The organism is Paraburkholderia sp. GW821-FHT02A12 (assembly GCF_059422005.1).
Map to the genome: position 1 here is coordinate 2383375 of NZ_JBWKWA010000002.1, position 19463 is coordinate 2402837.

Genomic DNA, 19463 nt, shown 5'->3' on the forward strand with positions numbered 1-19463 from the left:
CGTCGAGGTAAGCGGCGGCGCTCCGCACCGGTGAGCCGATACGGGAGCGCCATAAAACCAGCAGGCCGTGCCAGCCCGACAAGGTCGGCCGGCCCGGCACGTCAGCTCGCCATTGTAGCCACCCCGATCGGCGGCGGCGACCGCGGCGGCATTTGCGAAAGCGCCGCGATCCGCGCTATCGCGGGCGATGGTTCGCGTCCGGCCACAATCTTGTGTTGGCGCGCCGGCACACGGCGAATTTTGTCCGCTTGGCGAGCGATTTTTTTTCGTGCGATAAAAGAACCATCTATTTCACGGAGCAACAGATGGCCACGCTCGAAGCGTTTCGCGCCGTGCTCGATGACGAAGGCACGCCGGAAATCATCCGCAATCACATCATCGATTCACTGCAATACACGCTGCGCAATCACGGGCAGATTTTTACGTCGAAGGAAGTCGAATGGCTAGCCGGCTGGGATGACGCGCGCATTCCGCTCGCGGCGTCGCGCGAGTTGCAGAAGCGCGTCGCCGAAACCTCCCGCTGAACACCGCCCTGCCGCTTCATCGCCACCGCCACCCGCCTTCGCCCGCCACCGCCCCAACCAGGCCACCAGGCCATGCCGCTGACGGCCTGCCGGCAATCCGCCGGCGCGCCGCACGCGGACGGTCTTTCCCGCCCAAAGCCCCGTCGGCTGGGCGGCTTGCCCTTGCGCGGAACTTTTCGCTATCCAATTAGCCCCATTTAGTGCATCATATTGGAATAGCTGTATCCCGCGTCTGTTGCACCGAAGTCTCAAATCGGCTTCTCCGCACCACCCCCGACTGTTCGATCGCCGCCTGTCGGCGATCCCGTCACTCCGGCAATGCGCCGCAGGCATTCGCCGTCGCGAGTTGTGCAGCTGAGTTGTTCAGCTTTTACGCGCCCGATGTCTGCGCGACATCAGCGTGTTTCTTCTCCATCGAATCCGCGATTTTGCGCGGCCGCGCTCAAGCCCTTGCCATCGGGCCTGTGCCAACCTTTTTCCATGGCGGCGCGCCCCAAGGCGCTGCGCTGCCCGGCCCGTCGTGCTGCGCGTAACACGCGTGACACGGCAGCCACGTAATACAGGACATGTGCTTCATGAATTCAGCTGTCAAGACCTACAAGGGTTACGAAATTCACCCGCTCGTCTATCCGCGCCGCCCGACCGACGCGCAGACAGGCCGCAATCCGGACGCGGGCTACGACGCATCGGTGCGCATTTGCCGCGTCGGCGCCAATCCGGCGGCCGACGGCCGCGTGTTCCGCCTGCAATATCTGTTTCCGTTCGACGGCACGGGCAAGGCACGCATTGCGTGCATGGCGCACGCCGAGCAACTGATCGACGGCCGTATCGACGGCCAGTCGGTCGCCGATCTTTGAGCGGCAGCTTCAGCGCATTCGCTGCGGTTGCCGCACGACGGGGCGCTCGTGAGCCTTCCGTCATACGCATTGAATGTTGTGCCGACCGGCAACGCCTATCGGCCAACACCCATTTATCCCATCGACCAGGAGTTATGCATGGCGAAAGAAGAACTGCTTGAACTTGACGGTATCGTCGACGAAGTACTTCCGGATAGCCGTTACCGCGTGACGCTCGACAACGGCGTCGTGGTTGGCGCTTACGCGTCCGGACGCATGCGCAAGAACCACATCCGTATCCTCGCGGGCGACCGCGTGACGCTGGAACTGTCGGTTTACGATCTGACCAAAGGCCGGATCAATTTCCGTCACAAAGACGAGCGCGCCTCCGGTGGCGGTGCCGCCCGCAATACGCAATTCCGCCGTCGTTGATGCCGGCGGCACGCTGACCGCGCTTTTTGACCGCTTTCCGAGCGGTTGCCGCGTGACGATTGCCTGATTGCTGCTAGTTGTTCGCGAAGCCTCTCGCGCGCCTTCTCCGGCCTGACTCGACGATGCCGACTTCGATGTCGGCTTCGATTCCGGCCTGAGCGGCGCGCCGCGGCATCGCATGAGTTGCAGGCTATATGAGGTGAGGCCGAGCGCTTTGCCGATCTTCGGCACGCTGGCGTCAACTCGTGCTTCAGTTCAAGCTCCAGCGCCTCGCGTTTTTTGCCGCTAGCGGGCGTTTCGCCCCCCTCCGCACTACCCCGCCTTTTTACACTCCGAATACCGCACCGAGATCCTCTCCTGCGGCGCTCCTGCGCGCCCGCTCGACCACGCGCTCTTCCCGTTTCGACAAGATGCTCGCGCCTCGCCGCGAGCGCCGCCTTGCAGGTCGCTTGCGGCGAGCGCTTCGATGAATCGCGCTCGCCCCGTTGCGCGCCCGGTGAAAACGATGACTTTTCGCCGTGGCGCAAGCGGCGCGCGTGGACCGCGGCTCGCTGAACGAGCACGCTGACAGTCTTACGTGTTGAGTAAGTTATCCGACGAACAAATAGAAATCGCCGATTGCTTAAACTGGTAAGGATATTTATTCTCTTATTCAGGCTACAAATTGCATACAACGATTACAAAGACGTAATGGGCTGACTCCCAACTGCGCAAGGCAACACATCTCGCAGGCGTCGCGGATAGCCATTAATTGGGATTCTTAAAACAACAGAAACATAGTCAGTGCCGAAAGAGTAAAGATTGGCGCGCGGCTCACTATCGAGACTGATGGCCGCAGTACGACTACCACATAAAAACAGGGGCAATCATTTCTATATGTCGTACAGGAAATATGCAAAAAGAGAGATCTCGGGGCACGCGGGATGATGCCTGCAAAGCCGGTACAGGAATCGGCGGGTTGCAGTCGAAAGTAACAGCGCGCCGCGTGCTTGCCGGCGCAGCCTGTCTATCCCTTTCGCTGGCGCTCGCAGCATGTGGTGGAAACAGCGGCAGCGACACGGCTTCCGGAACAACGCCGGCGCTTGAAAAGACGGCGGCATTGGCGGCGGCGTCCAGCACCGTTCCACTGCAAATGTCGCTGAAAATGAATACGAGCGGTCTGTCATCGGATGCCTCCGTTGACCGCTTCATCGTCAAGTACAGGAACGGCACGTTGGAACGCGGATCAGCTTCATCGGTCCAGTCGAAACTTGACCGGCTGGCAGGCGCCTTTCCCGCGAAGGCTCGTCATTTGCGCCGAACGGGCGTCGGCTCCGACGTAGTGACGACTGAGCGCAAGCTGAACGGCAAGGACGCCAGGGCTTTCATGCGCGCTCTCGCATCGGACCCGAACGTCGAATACGTGGAACCCGACACGGAAATGTCCGTCGTGATGGTGCCGAATGATCCGGAATACGGCATGCAGTGGGGCCTGACCTCTAACCTGAAACCCGGCACCACTGCAGCAGGAATACGTGCGGAGAGCGCCTGGGATAACGCGAACGGTTCCGGCTCCGTGATCGCCGTGGTGGACAACGGCGTCACCAGTCACAGCGACCTGAATGCCAACTACCTGCCTGGGTACGACTTCACCACCAATCCCCGCGGCGGCAACGGCATGAACCCGGGTATCACCACGGAGAAATGCTCAGTCCTGTGGCACGGCACGCACGTAGCAGGCATCGTGGCAGCGCAGACGAATAACGGCGTCGGGATAGCCGGCGTGGCTCCCGCCGCGAAAGTCGTCCCGGTTCGCGTCATGAATGCCTGCGGAAGAGGCTACACGTCCGATATTGCCGACGGCATTGTGTGGGCCGCCGGCGGGACTATTCCGGGCGTCCCGGCGAATTCGTATCCGGCGAAGGTCATCAATGTGAGTCTTGGCGGGTCCGGCTCCTGTGAAACGACTTTTCAGAACGCCATTGACTACGCGGTCAGTCGCGGCGCCGTTGTTACCGCAGCCGCGGGCAACGACGGTGCTAGCGCAACGAATTTTTCGCCGGCCAATTGCCGTGGCGTTATCAGTGTGGGCGCGACCCATCGGGGCGGTTTGAGGTGGGTTCGCTCGAACTTTGGTCCGGTTGTCGACGTTGCCGCGCCCGGCGACTCGATCTGGTCGACCTACAACAACGGGACAGCCGCACCGGGCACCGAAAGCTATTCATACATGTCGGGCACGTCGATGGCGGCGCCGATGGTGAGCGGAGTCGCAGCGCTCGTTCAATCCGTGGCGCCCACGCCGCTGACATCGGCGGAAATGCGGACGCTGCTCGCACAGCATGTTCAACCGTTTCCCAGCGGCCAGCCGGATCAACCCATCGGGCTGGGCATTCTGGACGCAAACGCGGCTGTGGTGGCCGCCAGGTCCGGAAAGATTCCAGCGGCAGCGGATTTCAAATGCTCGCAAAGTCCAAACCTGATGCACGTTTCATGCACGGACCTGTCTAGTGCCAGAGGCGCACCCATCAAATCATGGGCATGGAATTTCGGTAATGGCAGTGGCGACGCTCTCTCCACGCAATCCGTCAATCCCGAGATCGACTTCGAACAGCCCGGGACTTATGAATTTACCTTCACCGTGACGGATGTTAATGGGGCCGTCAGCAAGGTGACGCGCCCGGTTCAGGTGAAGCCCCTTCTTGTTACGGACATAAACGACTATGAGTATGGGCTGCGAATTGGACTGCAACCCTCCGAGGTTCTGTACTTCTCGGGCACTGTCATACGAAGCCCGGTTCATAGCCGGTGGGTTCCCACGGAGGTGAAGTATCTGACGTTTACCCTTTCACCGGACGCACCTGGCCAGGTTGCAACGCTGTCTGTCAAAGGCGGCACGGCTTCCATGGTCCATCCCGACTGTACATCCGTCATGTCGGCAGGGCGAGCCGCCACCTGCAAACTCATGTGGCCTGACCCTGGGACCTATTACGCCATGGTGACCACCCGCACCCCGCTTGATGGCGTTTCCATCAAGTACAAGGTTACCTGGCCGGTCGACGATCCAGATAGTTAACCAGCAGCGTGCCCCTGTGCCGCAGCTACGGTCACAGGGGCACACTTTCCGGCGCCATCCACCTGCCGGAGCAAATCAACATTCAACGAATTCCTGGCGACGCCTATGTCACTTATCGATAGCGATGACGCGAACTCGCTTGCTGCGCAGGCGGATGCGCATTTCTCTGTTCAGCGATTCAGCGAGGCGATGAACGGTTACCGAAACGTGTTGGCCTTGCGCCCGTGCGATGCGCACGCACTGCACCGGATCGGACTCGTCTGCGTCCATAAAAACGAATTCGACCAGGCACGCGAGTATCTGGAACTAGCGTTGCAAGCCGCCCCTCATCGGGCAGAACTGTATGAACACGCGGGCCTGCTTGCGGCGCTGAAGCATGACTATGCAGCGGCCGAACGGTTCTATCGCCGCGCGATCGGACTGGCGGGCGGCACTATCAGTCTGCACAGGAATCTCGCCGACTGCCTGCGGCTGTCCGGCCGCCTGAGTGAGGCCATGGCGCACTATAAACACGCCGTTGAAATCGACCCGGCATTGCATCAGGCTATCCTTGCAATGGCACGGATCAGCACGGAACTCGGGGCGATCGATGACGCTGCGGACTATTGGCTACGCGCGTGGGAACTCGCCCCGTCCAGCCTGCAAGACGGGCTCGATCTGATTGCGGCACTCGCAAAAGCCGGCCGCGCCACTCAACTGGCAAGCGCGCTCACAGCGATAAGAACCCGCTTTGCCGACAACGCCGCAGCACTCAAATCGCTGTCGTTCGTATTGAACACACACGACCGTTTCAGCGAGGCGCTCAGCGTAGCCAGGCAGGGACTCGCCGTCGATCCACGCCATCCCCTGCTGTATCACAACGCGGCCCGGGCGCTTAGCATAAGCGGCAAAGCCGCCGAAAGCCGGCCGTACAGCATGGAAGCCGCGCGGCTTCTGCCGGACAACCCTTATATGCAATTCCATCTCGCGGGCGTGCAACTTGCACTCGGCGAATTCGAAGAAGGCTGGAAGAGATACAGATGGTTTTACGAACTCCTTGATAAGAGAACGGAACTGGTTTGTCCCAGCTTTCCTGAGTGGAAAGGCGAACCGGTTGCCGGCTGCCAATTCCTGCTGGTGGGCGAGCAGGGGCGCGGCGACGAAATACAGTTCATCAGATTCGCTGAATGGCTGCATCGGCAAGGAGCAACGGTGGATGTGCTGGTCAGCGAGCCAATCGCAGAACTGGCCGCCAGCATGACAGGGGTGCGCAACGTATTGACCAGGTTGCCGTCCGGCCCCTATGACTACTGGTGTCATATGTTACGGATGCCTGAGCACATGAAACTCGATCTGCCGATGCTCCCCGTCGTCATGCCCTATCTCGCTGCAAGGCCGGAAAAAATGCGGCATTGGGCGGCTTGCATCGATGCCATGTCGCCGCGCAGAATGCCCCATAAACTCAGACGCATTGGTGTTGTTTGGGCGGGCGGCCCGTACCACGTTCTGGACCGTTACCGGTCCATCCGCCTCGAAGCACTCAAGCCACTTTTTGCGCTTCATGAGGTGACCTGGTATTCCGTGCAAAAGGGCGAGCATGAGCACGAAAGCGAAGGTCTGGCGAATGAATATGATCTGCGCACGCTGGGACCCGCAATCAATGACTTCACGGATACGCTCGCAATTCTTCACTCACTCGATCTGCTCATCACGGTCGATACCTCAGTCGCTCATCTGGCGGGTGCTGCTGGACTGCCTGTTTGGGTACTCATCCCTGCCTGCTCGGATTGGCGATGGCTCACCGACAGAACCGACAGCCCCTGGTATCCGTCCATGCGGCTATTCCGGCAACAGGAACTGGGCAAGTGGGACCCGGTGATCGAAGAAGTCCGCAGCGAATTGGCGAAATGGTATGACGCGTGATTCGCCGCCACGCGGCGGTGCTTCGCACAGTGCTTCTCGCCGTGCTTCCCGCCGTGCTTCCTCAACGCATTGCGACTCACGCCATGCGCCGGTTCGGTGCATGGCGATACGATGCCCCGCCAGAGTGCAGCCGGTTCCGTACGCCGGTTTCGCAACGCTATGATTCGCCTCGCCTTTGTCAGCCGCTCCTTTTCTGGCACAGCCATTGCTTAATCGTTTTGTCCTGCAACGATGCCGGACACGATGAAGCCGCGACTGCTCCGGCTTCTCCATACAATACGATTCGCTGGCCCGCCACGCACACGCTTGCGCGCATCAGCACATAATTTGTTGAACAACGACGTTCGACTTCGCCGTAGCGGGCCCCACGCCTGCGGCGGTTCGACAAGCCACACCCATGCTGCGCGTCCTGCTCGTCACCGATACCGATAAGCCCATAGGCGATCTGCGCGATGCCCTCGCGCGGCTCGGCTATGACATGCTCGCCGGCACCGCGACGCCACAGGCGCTGCATCGCGTGGTCGAAAGCGAACGGCCCGATGTGATCATCATCGATACGGAATCGCCGTCGCGCGACACGCTCGAACAACTCGCCGTGATGAACGCCACCGCGCCGCGCCCGGTGCTGATGTTCAGTCACGACGCGAACCAGCAGCTGATTCGCGATGCGGTCGGCGCGGGCGTGACCGCTTATCTCGTCGAAGGCCTCGAGACGGAGCGGCTCGCGCCGATTCTCGAAGTCGCGCTCGCGCGTTTCGCGCAGGAATCGCAGTTGCGCGAGCGTCTCGCGCAAGTCGAAAACGAACTCGCCGAACGCAAGCTGATCGACCGCGCCAAACGTCTGTTGATGGATCAACAGAAAATCACTGAACACGCCGCCTACGCCAACCTGCGCAAGCGAGCGATGAACCAGGGTGTCAAACTCGCCGAGGTCGCGCGCGCCATCGTTGCAGCGGCAGACTCGCACAAATGAAGCGCTGCTCATGAACTCTCCTGCTCCCCTTACCTCAGCGTCCGCGCCCGCCCGGCTCGAGAAAACACATTTGCGGCTCGGCTTCGTGTCGCTGTCCGATGCCGCGCCGCTCGTCGCCGCGAAGCTGCTCGAATTCGGTCACGCACATGGTTTGACGCTGGAGCTATGCCGTCAGCCGTCGTGGGCCGCCGTGCGCGACAAGCTTCTCTCTGGCGACCTCGACGCCGCGCACGCGCTCTACGGTCTCGTCTACGGCGTGCAGCTCGGCCTGGGCGGACCGCGAACGGACATGGCCGTGCTGATGGTGCTCAATCGCAACGGCCAGGCGATCACGCTGTCGAATGGTCTCGCGGATGCGTTGGCCGAACATGGCACCTTGCCGAAGGCTTTGGCGACCCTCGGCCGCAAACCGGTGTTCGCTCAGACCTTCCCCACCGGCACGCATGCAATGTGGCTGTACCACTGGCTCGCTTCGCAAGACGTGCATCCGTTGCGCGATATCGAAAGCGTCGTGATTCCGCCGCCGCAAATGGTCGCCGCGCTTGCCGAAGACAAGCTCGACGGCTTGTGTGTCGGCGAGCCGTGGAATGCCATGGCCGAAGCCGAAGGCGTCGGCCGCACGGTTGCTTATACGAGCGAGGTTTGGCCCGACCATCCGGAGAAGGTGCTGGCATGCCGGCGCGATTTCGTCAGCGCCAATCCGAATGCGGCGAGAGCGCTGGTGCAGACGATGCTGGAAGCGTGCCGCTGGCTCGACGGCGCCGGACATCGTGCGGAGATCGCGCGCTGGCTCGCACGGCCCGAATTCATCGGTATCGACGAGGCGTTGATTGCCGCACGGCTCGGCAACGAGATTGCAGCTGCAACACCGCGACGTCTGCCGGTCCGGTTCTTCGACAATGGCACGGTGAATTATCCGCACACGATAGAGGGCGCGTGGTTTCTCACGCAGTTCGAGCGCTGGGGAATGATCGATAGGCGCACGGATTACGCGGAGATTGCGGCGAAGATCAATCAGACGCAGTTGTATCTCGAGGCCGCCGCACGCGTCGGCGTCGCGGTGCCGGACGACGCGCGGCGATCCGTGCAGGTCAAAAATTGAAGTTGTCGATATTGCTCGCGTCGAACGTGGTCGGCGGTCCGAGAATGATCTCGCCTTGCGGCCCGATCGTGCGCTTGCCGAGCTTGCCGGCGTCGAACGATTCGCCTTCTTTGCCGGTTATCGCACCGGAAGACAGGTTCGCCGCGGCATAAGCCGCCAGATAACCGAGCTGGTTCGGGTCCCACAGCTGGAACGCCTTGACCGTGCCGTTCTTGACGAACGCACGCATCTGGTTCGGCGTGCCCAGCCCCGTTACCGCCACCTTACCCTTGCTCGACGAACTCGAGATATAACGCGCCGCCGCCGCAATGCCGACCGTAGTCGGCGCGACAATCGCCTTCAGATTCGGATACGCCTGCAACAAGCCCTGCGTTTCGACGAACGACTTCTGATCGTCGTCGTTGCCGTAGGCGATTTTGACGAGCTTGATCTTCGAGTACTCGGGCTTTTTCAGTTCCTCCTGCATCCATTTGATCCACGTGTTCTGATTGGTCGCGTTAGGCGTGGCCGACAGCACCGCGAACTCGCCCTCGCCGCCCATCAGCTTCGACACCAGCTGAATCTGGCCGCGGCCGATGCCCTCCGCGTTCGCCTGGTTGACGAACAGTTGCCGGCCTTCGGGCGCCGTGTCCGAGTCGAAGGTCACGACCTTGATGCCCTGCGACATCGCTTTCTTCAGATACGGCACGACTGCGTTGGCGTCGTTCGCGGCGATCACGATCGCGTCCTGCCGTTGCGTGATCAACGTATTGATGTATTGCACTTGCGACGAGGCGCCCGCATCCGACGGGCCCACTACCTTGCCCACGCCGCTGATTTCCTTGATCGCCGCCATGCCGCCGTCGTCGGCGATCACCTCATAGGGGTTGTTGATCTGCTTCGGCACGAAAGCGATTTTGAGCCCGCCTTTCAGGCCCGCAGCCGATGTCGCGCAACTGATCGCCACCAGAGCGATGCAAAGCGCGGCCGTGCCGGTGTGACGTAGAGGTTTGAACATGAAGTGTCTCCTGCCTTGTTGTTGGACGGAATGCTGCCCGGGTTGTCGGTGACTTCTCTTTCAGACAGTTTTTACGGGGAAGTTATAAGGAAGACGCGGACTTAGCAATGAAACGCCGGTCGCGCGCCGCGCGCCAGCGGGCGACCAGATTGGGAATCAGCACCGATGCCAACAGCAGCACGCCGGTGACGATCGTGAGCGTTTCGCTCGACACGTCGTCGAGCGTCAGTGCGTTTTTCAGCACGCCGATGATCAGCAGCGAGAGCAGGACGCCGATCATCGAGCCGCGTCCGCCGAAAATACTCACGCCGCCGAACAGCACGGCCGCGATCACCGACAACTCGAAGCCTTCGCCGTTGTCGCCGCGCGCACTGGTAAACCGCAGCGTATAGACGACGCCCGCCAACGCGCTCATCGCGCCGGACAGCACGAACAGACGCAGCCTGATCTTCGCCACCTCGATGCCCGAGAAAGCCGCGGCGGTCGGATTCGCGCCGATTGCATACAGGCTGCGGCCAAACGCGGTGGATTGCAGCAACACGGTAAACAGCACCGCCCCGGCGATCACGATCGAAAACGGCAACGGGATGAAGCTCGCGCCCACTGTATCCATGCCGAACGCCGTATAAGCCACAGGAAAATCCGCGACTGCCTGGTCGCCGAGCAGCACATACGCAAGGCCGCGAAACAGCGCCAAGGTGCCGATCGTGACCGCGAGCGAAGGCAGATTGAGCTTGACGATCACGAGGCCGTTGAGCAGGCCGGCGAGCGCGCCGGCAATCAATACGAGCACGATCACCACCGGCATCGGCAAGCCCATATGCCAGAGCACGCCCATCAACGCACTGGATGCACCCAGCACCGACGCCACCGAAAGATCGATTTCCGCCGCGACGATAATCAGCGTCATCGGCAACGCCATCAACGCGATCTCGGTCAGATCCGCCAACACGTTGCTCAGATTGGCGCCGGTCAGAAACACGGGCGACAGCAACCTTCCAAGCGCGAGCGACAAAACCAGCACGATCACCAGCAATACCTCCCATTGCAGCGGCGTTTCGCGTTTGCGCGTGAGCAGCGCGGAATCGGGTTTAGCCATGATCGCGTTTCCTCATCATGCGTTTGGCGACGGAACGGGCCAGCAAGGTATCGGCGGCAATCGCGGCGACGATCAACGCGCCTTCGATCGCCTGTTCCCAGAATGGCGACACGTGCAACACGACCAGCGCGATGCTGATCACGCCGAGTACGAGCGCGCCGAGCGTTGCGCCGAGAATCGTGCCAACGCCTCCGGTAATCGCCACGCTGCCCACCACCGCTGCCGCCACCACCTGCAATTCGATACCCTTCGCGGTGCTCGCATCGACGGTGCCGAAACGCGCGAGCCACAGCGCGCCCGCGAACCCGGCGATTGCGCCGGACAACAGAAAGCCCGCCATCACGCGACGCTCGACGTTCACGCCGGCAAGCCGCGCAGCTTCGGGATTCGAACCGATTGCATAGTGTTCGCGGCCGCCGCGAAACTGTTTCAGGTACACGGAGAGGCCGGCCAGCACGACAACGGCGATCAGCGCGAGCGTCGGTATGCCCAGCAAAGCGCCGGTCGCGAGACGGGAAAACGCGTCGGGCAAACTGGTCGCGTTGATCTGTCCGCCGTGCACCCACGCATAATCGGCGCCGCGAAAGATGTAGAGCGTGGAAAGCGTCGCCACCAGCGACGGCACGCGTCCCACGGCAACCAGCAGCGCATTGATGCCGCCCGCCGCCAAACCGATCGCCAGTCCCGCAAGCAGAGCCACGATCACCGGCATATGCGGAAACGCGACGTACAGACTGCCGACCGCATAGGCGCTGATGCCGACCGTCGATCCCACCGACAGATCGATATGCCGCATCAGGATCACCACCGTCATGCCCGCCGTCAGCAGACTGATGATCGACACGTTCAGCAGCACGTCACGCAGATTTTGCAGATTGAGGAACTGCGGCTTCGCGAGCCCGGTGCCGGCGATCAGCAGGATGAGCACGACGAATAGCGTCGTCTCGCGGCTCCTGGCGAGATTCGCGAGGAAGCCGCCGGCATTTCCGTTCGGGCGCTTCGCGACGCTCGCCTGAACCGGCACGGGATGGGTGGAAGAATGACGCATCATGCGGCGCCCCCCAATCCCCCAAGGGGACTTCCTTCGGGGCGGGGGACTTCCTTCGGGGCGTGCGCCAAAGGCGGAAGCGGTTGACCGAGCGCGGCGCCCATGACGCGCTCTTCGTCGGCCTCGGCGCGCGCTATATCCGCGCTGATACGCCCCTCGTGCATCACCAGCACGCGATCGGCCATGCCCAGCACCTCGGGCAATTCGCTCGAAATCATCAGCACCGCCATGCCGTCGCGCACCAGTTCGGCGAGCGCGCTATACACTTCGGCCTTGGCGCCGACGTCGATGCCGCGCGTGGGTTCGTCGATGATCAACACTTTCGGGCCAGTTGCGAGCCACTTGCCGAGCACGACCTTTTGCTGATTGCCGCCGGATAGCGTGCCGACCGGCGCATTCGGGTCACCGGCTTTGAGGCGCAAGCGCGTGCCCCATTGATCCGCCAGTTGCGTCTCGCTGCGCGCGGAGATGAGACCATGTTTGACGAGCCGCCCGAGCACTGTCATCGAGGCGTTGCGCGCGATGCTCAACTCCAGCGCCAGACCTTGCTGCCGGCGATCTTCCGGCACCAGCGCAAGACCGGCCCGCACGGCCTCGGCGGGGCGGCCCGCTGTGAGACGCTCGCCGCCGATCCAGATTTCGCCGGCGTCGAGCGGATCGATGCCGAAGATCGCCCGCGCCACCTCGCTGCGCCCCGCGCCCACCAGGCCCGCCAGCGCGACGATCTCGCCGGCGCGGACGTCGAACGAAATGTCCTTGAACACACCTACGCGCGTGAGGCCCCGCACCGACAAGCGCACTTCGCCCGGCGGACGATCCGCCTTCGGATAGAAGCTCTCCAGATCGCGGCCGACCATCTTCGCGACGATTCCCTCGGTCGTGAGGTCCGCCGTGAGCGCGTCGAAAACTTTGGCGCCGTCACGCATGATCGTCACACGTTGCGTCAGCGTGAACACTTCATCGAGCCGATGCGTGATGAACAGAATCGCCACTTCGCGCTCGCGCAGCTTGCGCACGATCGCGAAGAGCCGCTCCACTTCCGGCAATGACAATGCGGCGGTCGGCTCATCCATGATCAGCACGTTCGCGTTCAACGACAACGCCTTGGCAATTTCGATCACCTGCTGATCCGCAATCGACAAACCACGCACCAGCTGATCGGCGCGCAAATCGACACCGAGCGAAGCCAGCAGGCCGTCCACCTCGCGGCGCATCGCGTCGTATTGAATGCGGCCGAGCCGATCGACCGGCTGCCGCCCCATGAAGATGTTTTCCGCAATCGACAGATCGAAGAACAGCGTCGGTTCCTGATAAATGACGGCGAGGCCCGCATCGCGCGCTTCAGCCGGCGTTGCAAAGCGGCGCGCAACGCCATCGATCAGCAGCTCGCCGGTGTCCGGTTGATGCACGCCGGCGAGAATCTTGACTACCGTCGATTTGCCCGCGCCGTTTTCGCCGAGCAGCGCATGCACTTCGCCTGGCCATAGCGCGAGATCACCGTCGGATAACGCACGGACCCGGCCGAACGATTTACTCGCATGCCGCAGTTCGAGCCTGGGCACCGCGGATGTCGGTTGCTGCACTGCGTGTCTCCTTCGTTGCGCTCACTGCGTGAGGCTTTCTTCAGATGCTCAGACGCGATAGAAACGCTCCGCGTTCCGGCAGAACAGCGCATCTTTCTCCGCTGCGCTCGCGCCGCCCACGATCGACGCATACGCGTGCCACAAATCCGAGTACGAACCGAACAGGCGATCGACCGGAAAGTTCGACGCGAACATCGCGCGTTCCACGCCGAACGTGTCGATCGTTTCCAGCACATAAGGCCGCAGGCTTTCGACAGTCCACTGATGATCGAACATCGCCAGTCCGCTGATCTTCACCGCGACATTCCTGCAACCCGCCAGCAAACGCATGCCGTCACGCCATGCGCGATAACCGGCCATGCTGTCGCGATCCACGAACATCCCCGCATGGTTGACGATAAAGAGCGTGTCGCCATGCGAGCGCGCCAACGCAGCCGCCTCTTCCATCTGCGACGGATACAGTTGCAGATCGAACGACATGTCGTGACGGCGCAGCAACCCAAAATGCTCGCGCCACTGCGGCTCGCGCATGAAATGACGACCCACGTAATCGAACAGCTTGTTTTCGTGCACGTTCAGGATCTGCCGCACGCCGCGCGTATTGGCGAACGCCGCATGCGCTTCGAGCACCTGTGGCGCGTTCAGCGCCGCCAGGTCCACGGCCGCGACGATCGCATCCGGCATGCCGCGTGATTCGGCTCGATCCGCGATCGACTGCAACCAGCGCGTTTCTTCGACCGGATCGGCGGGATCGTGATTCGCTTCGACGTGCACCAGCTTCAGCACCTCGATATCCGCTGCTTCGCCGAGCAAATCGGTCAGCAGATAGTCGTGCTTCAACTCGCGAGCGTCGCCCACGAACGACACGCCCGGATTCTCCAGCCACGGATAGCGATGCGTTTTCAGATCCCACAGATGGATATGCGAATCGACGACCTGCATGCGACACCCTCCGCCTTCTGTTGGCAAAAAGTCAGCAACCTCAGCTGAGCGAACTCAGATGAAAGACCAGCTCGAGCGGTTGTTGAAGCGGCGTGTGATCGGGCGCCGTCTGCATGATGTCGGCCATGTAGTCCCACCATTTGCGCATCACATCGAGTTGCGGCAGTTCGTCCATTCGATGAGTCGTGTTGCGGGTCAGAACGGCGAAAAGATAGTGCGAGTCCGCGTCGAAGAAGATCCGATAGTCGCGCACGCCCGCGTTGTGCAATGCATCAACCAGCTCGGGCCAGATTTGCGCGTGACGTCGTTCGTATTCCTCGCGCATGCCGGGGTTGAGCACCATCCGGAAAGCGATTGTTTCCATTGCGGCCTGTCTCCCGTCGTCTTCGAGCGCTTTCCTGGCGAAGCGTCTGAAACGACTATAATTCCTGCGTCGATAGCATCTCAATCCGTTGTTGGGATTGGGCGATCCAGAAACCGAATCGCACCGGAACCATGAGCCAACACTCTGCTGCCGTCGCCCTCGTTAATCGGCTCAAGTTCAAGCACCTCGCGCTGCTCGTCGCGCTCGACGACGCACGCAATCTCCACCAGGCCGCCGAGGCGATCAACGTCGCGCAACCCAGCGCGAGCCGCATGCTCGGCGATATCGAAGAAGCGCTCGGCTTCCTGCTGTTCGAGCGCAACGCGCGCGGCATGACACCAACTCCGCTCGGCGTCGTCACGCTCGCTTACGCAAGGCGCGCGCTGGCCGAATTGACCCGTTTCGCCGAAGACCTCGAGGTCAAACGCCGCGGCGGACACGGCCAGTTGACCGTCGGTGCGATCATGGGCGCCGCGCCCGATCTGCTGGCCATGGCGGTCGCCGCGCTGAAAACCGAAAGCCCGTTGCTGAACGTGCGCATTCTCGGCGAAACCAGCGATCAGGTCGTGCAATTGCTGCATCGCCGCGAAGTCGATCTGGCGCTTGGGCGCCTGACCAGTCCGCTGCAACACAACGATTTCAGTTTCGAGCCGCTCGCGCGCGAGACTTTGCTGCTGGTCGTGCGATCGGTGCATCCGCTGGCGCAGCGCGCTTCCCTCACCTTGCGTGAGCTGATCGACTGGCCGTGGGTCGCGCAACCGGTCACCAGTCCGGCACGTGTGCTGTTCGAAGAGGAACTCGCACGCGCGGGGCTCGCCACGCCCGTGAACCTGACCGAATGCGCATCGATCTTCGCTACCCTTCAGTTGCTGGAAAACTACGATGCCGTGGCGATGCTGCCGGAGTCGGTCGTGCGCGATCATCTGCGCGGCAAGCTGCTGGTTGCGCTGCCGCTCGAAATCGGCAAGAGCCTCGCCGGCTTCGGCATTCTCACGCGCAAGGAAGAAGCGCTTGCCGAACCGGCGCTGCGTTTCATCGACCTGTTGCGCGGTTTTTCGCGCCAGCTCGCACGCGATGGCTCCACCTCCCCCGCACCGGGTTCCGTCATCGCGTCCGCACCGGTCAATTGACATTGGCATCGGCGTCGTGCGTTACTGCAAATTGACGAACAGACCGCCGTCCACCAGCAACGCGGCGCCGGTCACATAGCGCGCGCGATCGGACGCGAGGAACACCACGCAATCGGCGACGTCTTCCGGACGGCCCAATCTGCCGAGCGGAATGCGTTTCTCGAAGTAGGCTTTCTTTGCTTCGTCGGCGAGGTCTTCTGCATTCAGGTCGGTCGCGATCGTGCCCGGCATCACCGAATTGCAGCGAATTCCGTATGGCCCCAACGCGACCGCGCACGATTGCATCAGCGAATGCACGCCCGCTTTGGTCGGCGTGTAGTGGGTCTGCATGCCGCCGCCCACCAACGCGCTAATCGAACTCGTCGCGACGATCGCGCCGCCCGTGCCCTGCGCTTTCATCTGCTGCGCCGCCGCCTGGGTGACATAAAACGCGCCGTTCAGATTGACCGCCACCGTCGACTCCAACACTTCAGGCGGCATATCGAGAAACGCATGGAACGGACAGATGCCCGCGTTGCTGGCGAGCACATCGACTTTGCCGAATGCTTCGACGGTACGGCGCACGAGATGCTGACCGGTCTCACGCGCGGCGACATTGCCCTCGATCGCAATCACGCGCCGCCCTAGTGCCTCGATTTCGCCGACCACTTCTTCGACGGCGGAACGGCGCCCGTATGATGCGTCGTTATCGCCCCAGTAGTTGATCGCCACATCCGCGCCTTCGGTTGCGCACGCAACCGCTATCGCGCGGCCGATGCCACGCGAGCCGCCGGTGACGATCACGACCTTGTCCTTGAGCAGCACGTCATTCTCCTTTGCTGGACCAACACGGTGCTTTACCGTTAATGAGCGATCAATGAGCGATCAATCGGTATTCAACGCGGATAAGGCCGCACCAGCGCGCATTCCGGATTCAGGCGCACGCCGAAGCCCGGTGTGTCCGGCACTTTCATTCTTCCGTTTACCGGCACGGGTTCGTCGAGCAGAAGCGGCGTGAACATCGGCACGACCTCGTCCGCTTTCGGCGCCATCATCAGAAACTCGGCGAACGGCGAGTTGTGCCGCGTGACGACGAAGTGATAGCTATACACCGACGAACCGTGCGGCACCACCATCACATTGTGCGCGTCGGCAAGCGCGGAAATCTTGATCAGCTCCGTCATGCCGCCGCACCAGCCCACATCCGGTTGAATCAGATCGCAGCACTGCATTTCCAGCAGCATGCGAAAGCCCCAACGCGTCGCTTCATGTTCGCCGGTCGACACCATCATGCCGCGCGGCACGTTGCGGCGCAGTTCGGCGTAACCCCAGTAGTCGTCCGGCGCCAGGCATTCTTCGATCCACTTCAGGCCGTATTCGTGCGCCGCCTGGGCGAGCCGCGTTGCATACGGCACGTCGAGACTCATCCAGCAATCGAACATCAGCCAGAAATCGTCGCCGACGCGGCTGCGCATGTCGGCCAGCCTGGCCAGATTCTGCTTGAGGCCCGCATCGCCTTCCGCAGGACCGTGCTGCAACGGCAACTTGCCGCCGATGAAACCCATGTCCTTCGCGAGGTCCGGGCGGGCGCCGGTCGCATAGAACACGAGTTCGTCGCGCACCTGGCCGCCCAATAGCTGGTACACCGGCTCCTTGCGGACCTTGGCGAGCAGATCCCACAACGCGAGATCGACGCCGGAAATCGTATTCAGCACCACGCCCTTGCGGCCGTAATACAGCGTCGAGAAGTACATCTGATCCCACATCTTCTCGATGTCGGTGACGAGCTGGCCTTCGAGAAAGCGCGCCAGATGTTTCTCGACGATGAACGCGCCGATCTCGCCGCCCGTGGTCACCGCGAAACCGACGGTGCCGTCGCTCGCTTCGATCTCCACCACCAGCGTGCCGAGCACATTGATCCCGAACGACTGGCGGCTTTGCCGGTACTCCGGATAACGCGCCATCGGCGTTGAAATATGATCGTCGATCCAGTGTCCGTCGGGTTGATCGTGATAATCCGCACCGCCGCCGCGGACGATGAAGGCACGCACGTGCCGGATAGTAGGCATGGCCATGAAAAGGGCTCCGTTGTAGGTGCGTCGAGAGCGCAGCCGAAAACGCGCCTAGCGGGCGCGGTGCAGTAAATGATGGAAGGACCACGCCGAACGCGCGCCGTCGCGGCGCAAGAGCGTGCCGATCAGCAGCGCCGCCAGCAGACTCGCTGCGCCCAATACGGCCAGCCCCGCCGACGTCGACGAAAACGCGCGCTCAGCCGCCGTGCGCAGGCTCGGGGCAATGAAGCCGCCGAGGCTGCCGAGCGAGTTGATCAGCGCGATACCGCCCGCAGCCGCCGCGCCGGTGAGATAGCGTGTCGGAAAAGTCCAGAACAACGGTTGTGCCGCGATAAAACCGCTGGCCGCGCAACACAGCGCGATCAATCCGATCGACGGGCGATGCGCGAGGCCCGACACGCCGATGCCGAGGCCCGCAAGAATCAGCAACGCGACGGCCCAGACTCGATGCGTGTCGAAGCGGTCCGCGCGGCGCGGCACGTACCAGGTCACCGCCAGCGCGCACAGCCACGGCAGCGCGGCGACGAGTCCCACGCGAAAGCCGACCGTCGTGCCGAACCAAGCGGCCACCTGTTGCGGCAAATAGAAGATCACGCCGTAGACGCTCATCTGGATCAGCAGATAGATCGCGGACAGCAGCAATACACGGCGATCCAGCAGCGCGGCGAGAATGTGATGCGGCCCATGCGCCGATGCAGCGCGCGCATCGTCTTCGAGCGCGCTGCGCAATACTGCCCGTTGTTGCGCGTCGAGCCAACGCGCGTCTTCCGGACGGTTGTCGAGATACCAGAACGCCCACACGCCGACCACCGACGCGAGGCCGCCCTCAATCAGAAACAACCATTGCCAGCCGGCCAAACCCAATACGCCATGCAGTTCGAGCAATGAACCCGACAATGGACTGCCGAAAATGAACGCCAGCGGCGCACCGAAATAAAACACACCGACGGCACGGGCGCGCGCCGTTTGCGGAAACCAGTGCGTCAGGTAATAGATCACGCCGGGAAAGAAGCCCGCCTCGGCGACACCGAGCATAAAGCGCAGTGCGTAGAACGCCGCGGGCGTATGGGCCAACGACATCGCCGCCGATACGAGTCCCCACGTCACCATGATCCGGCACATCCAGATGCGCGCGCCGACCCGATGCAGCAGAAGATTGCTCGGCACTTCGAACAACGCATAGCCGACGAAGAACACGCCCGCGCCGAATGCGAATGCCGCGTTCGACAAACCCGTATCGTGCTGCAACGCTTTCTGCGCGAAGCCGATATTGGCGCGGTCGAGAAAGGCCAGCACATACATCAGCAACAGAAACGGCAACAGCCGGCGCATAACCTTGCTGTTGATCGCCTCGAGCGAAACTGGCGGATGCGGATTCATGTTGTCTCCTTCGCAGCTCGCGCGCGTGGCGCGCTGCATTTTTTTTGC

The 19463-nt window shown here is 62.1% G+C and carries 17 protein-coding genes; 8 read left to right on the forward strand and 9 right to left on the reverse strand.

Annotated elements, in window-relative coordinates; all coding sequences use genetic code 11:
* Nucleotides 1–305: 305 nt before the first annotated feature.
* The 7 genes from AC07WT_RS32110 to AC07WT_RS32140 all read left to right on the forward strand — a co-directional run bounded on the left by AC07WT_RS32110 (nucleotide 306) and on the right by AC07WT_RS32140 (nucleotide 8821).
* Nucleotides 306–524 (forward strand): hypothetical protein, encoded by a 219-nt coding sequence (locus AC07WT_RS32110; protein WP_106277571.1) that lies wholly within the window; start codon nucleotides 306–308, stop codon nucleotides 522–524.
* Nucleotides 525–1099: 575 nt separating this feature from the next.
* Nucleotides 1100–1381, forward strand: coding sequence for a hypothetical protein (locus AC07WT_RS32115; protein ID WP_115100326.1), 282 nt, complete (start codon nucleotides 1100–1102; stop codon nucleotides 1379–1381).
* A gap of 138 nt (nucleotides 1382–1519) precedes the next feature.
* Nucleotides 1520–1792 carry a translation initiation factor IF-1 gene (infA, locus tag AC07WT_RS32120; protein ID WP_480325771.1) on the forward strand — a complete coding sequence of 91 codons (273 nt, stop codon included), beginning with the start codon at nucleotides 1520–1522 and terminating at the stop codon, nucleotides 1790–1792.
* A gap of 958 nt (nucleotides 1793–2750) precedes the next feature.
* A complete protein-coding gene (locus tag AC07WT_RS32125) occupies nucleotides 2751–4844 on the forward strand; it encodes a S8 family serine peptidase (RefSeq protein ID WP_494950081.1) in 2094 nt (697 codons plus the stop codon).
* Between the two features lie 105 nt (nucleotides 4845–4949).
* Nucleotides 4950–6746 carry a hypothetical protein gene (locus tag AC07WT_RS32130; protein ID WP_494950082.1) on the forward strand — a complete coding sequence of 599 codons (1797 nt, stop codon included), beginning with the start codon at nucleotides 4950–4952 and terminating at the stop codon, nucleotides 6744–6746.
* A 397-nt stretch (nucleotides 6747–7143) separates the two neighbouring features.
* Complete coding sequence (locus AC07WT_RS32135) at nucleotides 7144–7719, forward strand: ANTAR domain-containing response regulator (RefSeq protein WP_115100235.1); 576 nt, start codon at nucleotides 7144–7146, stop codon at nucleotides 7717–7719.
* A gap of 10 nt (nucleotides 7720–7729) precedes the next feature.
* Nucleotides 7730–8821: a CmpA/NrtA family ABC transporter substrate-binding protein gene (locus AC07WT_RS32140; protein WP_494950083.1), complete on the forward strand. Its 1092-nt coding sequence runs from the start codon at nucleotides 7730–7732 to the stop codon at nucleotides 8819–8821.
* On the opposite strand, the gene rhaS is transcribed toward AC07WT_RS32140, so the two are convergent.
* The 6 genes from rhaS to rhaM all read right to left on the reverse strand — a co-directional run bounded on the left by rhaS (nucleotide 8811) and on the right by rhaM (nucleotide 14854).
* Entirely contained in the window at nucleotides 8811–9818 is a 1008-nt protein-coding gene (gene rhaS, locus AC07WT_RS32145; RefSeq protein WP_494950084.1) for a rhamnose ABC transporter substrate-binding protein, read from the reverse strand. The genes AC07WT_RS32140 and rhaS overlap by 11 nt on opposite strands.
* An 82-nt stretch (nucleotides 9819–9900) precedes the next feature.
* Nucleotides 9901–10917 (reverse strand): ABC transporter permease, encoded by a 1017-nt coding sequence (locus AC07WT_RS32150; protein WP_494950085.1) that lies wholly within the window; start codon nucleotides 10915–10917, stop codon nucleotides 9901–9903.
* The gene (locus tag AC07WT_RS32155) at nucleotides 10910–11968 is read right to left on the reverse strand and encodes an ABC transporter permease (protein WP_494950086.1); all 1059 of its coding nucleotides are present in this window, start codon (nucleotides 11966–11968) and stop codon (nucleotides 10910–10912) included. The genes AC07WT_RS32150 and AC07WT_RS32155 overlap by 8 nt, the downstream gene beginning before the upstream one ends.
* The gene (locus AC07WT_RS32160) at nucleotides 11965–13548 is read right to left on the reverse strand and encodes a sugar ABC transporter ATP-binding protein (RefSeq protein ID WP_494950087.1); all 1584 of its coding nucleotides are present in this window, start codon (nucleotides 13546–13548) and stop codon (nucleotides 11965–11967) included. The genes AC07WT_RS32155 and AC07WT_RS32160 overlap by 4 nt, the downstream gene beginning before the upstream one ends.
* A 48-nt stretch (nucleotides 13549–13596) precedes the next feature.
* Nucleotides 13597–14490, reverse strand: a complete 894-nt coding sequence (locus AC07WT_RS32165) for an amidohydrolase family protein (protein ID WP_494950088.1) — start codon at nucleotides 14488–14490, stop codon at nucleotides 13597–13599.
* A 40-nt stretch (nucleotides 14491–14530) separates the two neighbouring features.
* A complete protein-coding gene (gene rhaM / locus AC07WT_RS32170) occupies nucleotides 14531–14854 on the reverse strand; it encodes an L-rhamnose mutarotase (RefSeq protein ID WP_494950089.1) in 324 nt (107 codons plus the stop codon).
* Nucleotides 14855–14985: 131 nt separating this feature from the next.
* On the opposite strand from rhaM, the gene AC07WT_RS32175 reads away from it, so the two are divergent.
* Nucleotides 14986–15984, forward strand: a complete 999-nt coding sequence (locus AC07WT_RS32175) for a LysR family transcriptional regulator (RefSeq protein WP_494950090.1) — start codon at nucleotides 14986–14988, stop codon at nucleotides 15982–15984.
* Between the two features lie 21 nt (nucleotides 15985–16005).
* On the opposite strand, the gene lra1 is transcribed toward AC07WT_RS32175, so the two are convergent.
* From lra1 to AC07WT_RS32190, 3 genes are all read right to left on the reverse strand, one after another.
* A complete protein-coding gene (gene lra1, locus AC07WT_RS32180; protein ID WP_492590022.1) occupies nucleotides 16006–16788 on the reverse strand; it encodes an L-rhamnose 1-dehydrogenase Lra1 in 783 nt (260 codons plus the stop codon).
* Between the two features lie 71 nt (nucleotides 16789–16859).
* The gene (gene rhmD, locus AC07WT_RS32185) at nucleotides 16860–18038 is read right to left on the reverse strand and encodes an L-rhamnonate dehydratase (protein ID WP_494950091.1); all 1179 of its coding nucleotides are present in this window, start codon (nucleotides 18036–18038) and stop codon (nucleotides 16860–16862) included.
* A gap of 48 nt (nucleotides 18039–18086) precedes the next feature.
* Entirely contained in the window at nucleotides 18087–19415 is a 1329-nt protein-coding gene (locus AC07WT_RS32190) for an MFS transporter (RefSeq protein WP_494950092.1), read from the reverse strand.
* Nucleotides 19416–19463 lie beyond the last annotated feature (48 nt).

Excerpts from the sequence above, each read along its gene's own strand:
- AC07WT_RS32110 (WP_106277571.1), top strand. The coding sequence starts at position 306 with ATGGCCACGCTCGAAGCGTTTCGCGCCGTGCTCGATGACGAAGGCACG.
- AC07WT_RS32115 (WP_115100326.1), top strand. The coding sequence starts at position 1,100 with ATGAATTCAGCTGTCAAGACCTACAAGGGTTACGAAATTCACCCGCTC.
- infA (WP_480325771.1), top strand. The coding sequence starts at position 1,520 with ATGGCGAAAGAAGAACTGCTTGAACTTGACGGTATCGTCGACGAAGTA.
- AC07WT_RS32130 (WP_494950082.1), top strand. The coding sequence starts at position 4,950 with ATGTCACTTATCGATAGCGATGACGCGAACTCGCTTGCTGCGCAGGCG.
- AC07WT_RS32135 (WP_115100235.1), top strand. The coding sequence starts at position 7,144 with ATGCTGCGCGTCCTGCTCGTCACCGATACCGATAAGCCCATAGGCGAT.
- AC07WT_RS32140 (WP_494950083.1), top strand. The coding sequence starts at position 7,730 with ATGAACTCTCCTGCTCCCCTTACCTCAGCGTCCGCGCCCGCCCGGCTC.
- rhaS (WP_494950084.1), bottom strand. The coding sequence starts at position 9,818 with ATGTTCAAACCTCTACGTCACACCGGCACGGCCGCGCTTTGCATCGCT.
- AC07WT_RS32150 (WP_494950085.1), bottom strand. The coding sequence starts at position 10,917 with ATGGCTAAACCCGATTCCGCGCTGCTCACGCGCAAACGCGAAACGCCG.
- AC07WT_RS32155 (WP_494950086.1), bottom strand. The coding sequence starts at position 11,968 with ATGATGCGTCATTCTTCCACCCATCCCGTGCCGGTTCAGGCGAGCGTC.
- AC07WT_RS32165 (WP_494950088.1), bottom strand. The coding sequence starts at position 14,490 with ATGCAGGTCGTCGATTCGCATATCCATCTGTGGGATCTGAAAACGCAT.
- rhaM (WP_494950089.1), bottom strand. The coding sequence starts at position 14,854 with ATGGAAACAATCGCTTTCCGGATGGTGCTCAACCCCGGCATGCGCGAG.
- AC07WT_RS32175 (WP_494950090.1), top strand. The coding sequence starts at position 14,986 with ATGAGCCAACACTCTGCTGCCGTCGCCCTCGTTAATCGGCTCAAGTTC.
- rhmD (WP_494950091.1), bottom strand. The coding sequence starts at position 18,038 with ATGGCCATGCCTACTATCCGGCACGTGCGTGCCTTCATCGTCCGCGGC.
- AC07WT_RS32190 (WP_494950092.1), bottom strand. The coding sequence starts at position 19,415 with ATGAATCCGCATCCGCCAGTTTCGCTCGAGGCGATCAACAGCAAGGTT.